Annotated in this window: 5 protein-coding genes; 2 read left to right on the top strand and 3 right to left on the bottom strand. The window is 36.4% G+C overall.

From position 1 onward, the window contains the following. On the top strand, window positions 1-421 hold a 421-nt coding region (locus tag V7183_RS22790), incomplete at its 5' end, for a Gly-Xaa-Xaa repeat protein (protein WP_335360937.1). Window positions 422-505: 84 nt separating this feature from the next. On the opposite strand, the gene hfq is transcribed toward V7183_RS22790, so the two are convergent. Next, a complete protein-coding gene (hfq, locus tag V7183_RS22795) occupies window positions 506-730 on the bottom strand; it encodes an RNA chaperone Hfq (protein WP_000813896.1) in 225 nt (74 codons plus the stop codon). A 25-nt stretch (window positions 731-755) separates the two neighbouring features. After that, window positions 756-1706, bottom strand: coding sequence for a tRNA (adenosine(37)-N6)-dimethylallyltransferase MiaA (gene miaA / locus V7183_RS22800; protein ID WP_097899362.1), 951 nt, complete (start codon window positions 1704-1706; stop codon window positions 756-758). A gap of 191 nt (window positions 1707-1897) precedes the next feature. On the opposite strand from miaA, the gene V7183_RS22805 reads away from it, so the two are divergent. After that, window positions 1898-2134 (top strand): hypothetical protein, encoded by a 237-nt coding sequence (locus V7183_RS22805; protein WP_170958183.1) that lies wholly within the window; start codon window positions 1898-1900, stop codon window positions 2132-2134. Between the two features lie 56 nt (window positions 2135-2190). Here the strand turns inward: V7183_RS22805 and V7183_RS22810 are convergent. Then, the coding region (locus V7183_RS22810; protein ID WP_335360938.1) for a 3D domain-containing protein at window positions 2191-2637 on the bottom strand (447 nt) is incomplete at its 5' end.

Consider the following 2637-nt stretch of genomic DNA (forward strand, 5'->3'; position numbering starts at 1 on the left):
TGGTGCTACTGGTGCTACCGGCGCTAGCTTCCCTATCGCAACAGCCGTTCTACAAAATTCACAGCCGCAAACCGTCGCTCAATCTGAAACCTTCGTTTTTAGCACACCATCTAATCTAATAAATATTTCCTTTAATGGAACAGATGAACTAACCATTTTAACTACTGGTATATATGTAATTAGCTTTTCTATTTCCACAACCGCTCCTGGATGTGCCCCACTTGGAGTCGGTGTTTCCCAAAATAGAGAAGCAGCAACAGATAATTTCTCTTGCAATGTAGTAGGAGATTCTCTTTCCTTTACAACAATTGAAACATTAACAGCTGGCACAAGCATATCCATTCAATCTACACTTAGCGAAATTACAATCCCTAATACCGGCGATACAAATATAAGACTTACTATATTTAGAATCGCATAGCATCTCGTTTCTTAAAAACATCTTATTTTAAATCAAAATAAAAAGAGCGAGTAACTCGCTCTTTTTTTCTATGTAACATTTTTACTATTCTAATTCAATCGAAACATTTTTTTGAGGTACAAATGTAGAAATAGCATGTTTATAAATAAGCTGTTGCTTACCTTCTGTTTCCAATAAAACAGTAAAGTTATCGAAACCTTTAATTAACCCACGAAGCTGGAAACCATTTAATAAGTACAGCGTTACAAACGTATTTTCTTTACGGAGTTGATTTAAAAATTGATCTTGAATATTGATTGATTGCTTCATGTCGAATCCTCCTCTTTTTCTCTACTTACTTATTATTCGACTTTAGTTGTAACTTTCCTTCTGTGTATCGCAAAATTTCTGCCGTTTTTTCACCATCCGTAACATCAAACCATGCTACATCCATCTTATTACGGAACCATGTTAATTGACGTTTTGCATAGCGGCGTGAATTTGTTTTCAATTGCGATACTGCTTCTTCTAGAGAAGCGTGACCTTCAAAATAATTATATAACTCTTTGTAGCCGATTGCTTGAATAGATTGGCAATCTCGAACACCATTTTCATATAAAGCCTCTACCTCTTGCAATAAACCTTGTCCAATCATATGATCGACACGTAAGTTGATGCGATCATATAGCATTGTACGATCCATTGTCAAGCCAATTAATGAAACATCATATAATAATTCATTTTCTTGTTGCTCAAGTTGATCACTCATTTTTTGTCCTGTCGTATGGAAAATTTCCAATGCACGAATGACACGCCTTACATTATTTGCATGAATACGATTCGCACTTTCTGGATCTACCTCTTGTAGTTTCTTATGTATATATTCCACACCATGTTCTATCGCTAGTTTTTCCATTTGTTCTCGATATACAGAGTCTCCAGCTTCATCTGTAAACTGATAATCATATAGAACAGATTGTATATAAAGGCCAGTGCCACCAACAATAATCGGTAATTTCCCGCGTTCTGTAATTTCTCGAATATGACCGCGAACAAGCTCTTGAAATTCCGCCACAGAAAATGACTCTTCTGGATTCCTTATATCAATCATATAATGCGGAATTCCTTCCATTTCATCTGTCGTCACCTTAGCGGTCCCGATATCCATCGTACGATAGATTTGCATCGAATCTCCACTAATAATTTCACCATTTAACGCTTTCGCAAGATCAATACTTAACTTTGTCTTCCCTACAGCAGTCGGTCCAATGATGACAGCAACTTTTTCACGTTGCATTTCTCCCATATACTTCAACTCTCTTTATGTAATATACTCCATCTAGTTATTATACCCAATCTTACCAATTTTAATGGTCATAATGCAAGTTCTTTCAATTTGGTAAATGAAATTATATTAACAAAAATAGAAAGTAGACATAGTTTGTCCATTTTTACATATATATGATAAAAAATAAGATCGGAGAGGATATTATGGAAATTACACAAGCTCCCATTAATTTTTCAACTTTAACAAAAGAACTCATTTTAGCTACATCTATAAAGGAAAAAGATTGTTCACAAGAAGAGTTATATTTCGCTTTAAACTGCCTACTTCGTTCCTTCCATTCCATAGTAGACGAAAAAACATTAGATGAACCTACACTACAATATATACAAAACCAATTTTGCAGCGCTTATAAAATCATTACTGGCCGAACAGTATATCCTTTTTAACAATTCAAAAACGGCTGTTAGGAATCTCCTAACAGCCATTCTTCATTACATATAGATTATTTTAAAATTTTCACTTTAACAGATTTACGTCCCCATTTGTCAGCAGCTGAATTTGAGCCAACTAGAACGTCGATACGGTTCCCTTTAATTGCACCGCCAGTATCACCAGCGATTGCTTCTCCGTAACCTTCTACCCATATTTTTGATCCAAGTGGAATCACTTTCGGATCAACAGCAACCATCTTCATGTTTGGATTTGCTGTTAGGTCATGACCCATTGCACTTAATACACGGCCACCGTATGTGCCACCATTTTCGCTTGGATGAGCTGTATATGCTGTAGCTACAACTGTTAACTCACGGCCACCAGAAGGCACATTTGTTGCCTCTGCTTTTACTTGAGTAGCAGGTTTTTCTTGTGCTGCTGCCTGAACAGGTGCTTCAGCTTGAGCGGGAGCCTGCGTTTCTTGTTTTTCAATAACAGGTGCTGTACCTGTTAAGAA

The organism is Bacillus sp. JJ1127 (genome assembly GCF_036965845.1).
In the GTDB taxonomy this organism is placed as follows: Bacteria; Bacillota; Bacilli; order Bacillales; family Bacillaceae_G; genus Bacillus_A.

What these genes read in the sequence shown, in the direction of transcription:
- hfq (WP_000813896.1), bottom strand. Translation starts at nt 730, where the DNA reads ATGAAGCAATCAATCAATATTCAAGATCAATTTTTAAATCAACTCCGT.
- miaA (WP_097899362.1), bottom strand. Translation starts at nt 1,706, where the DNA reads ATGGGAGAAATGCAACGTGAAAAAGTTGCTGTCATCATTGGACCGACT.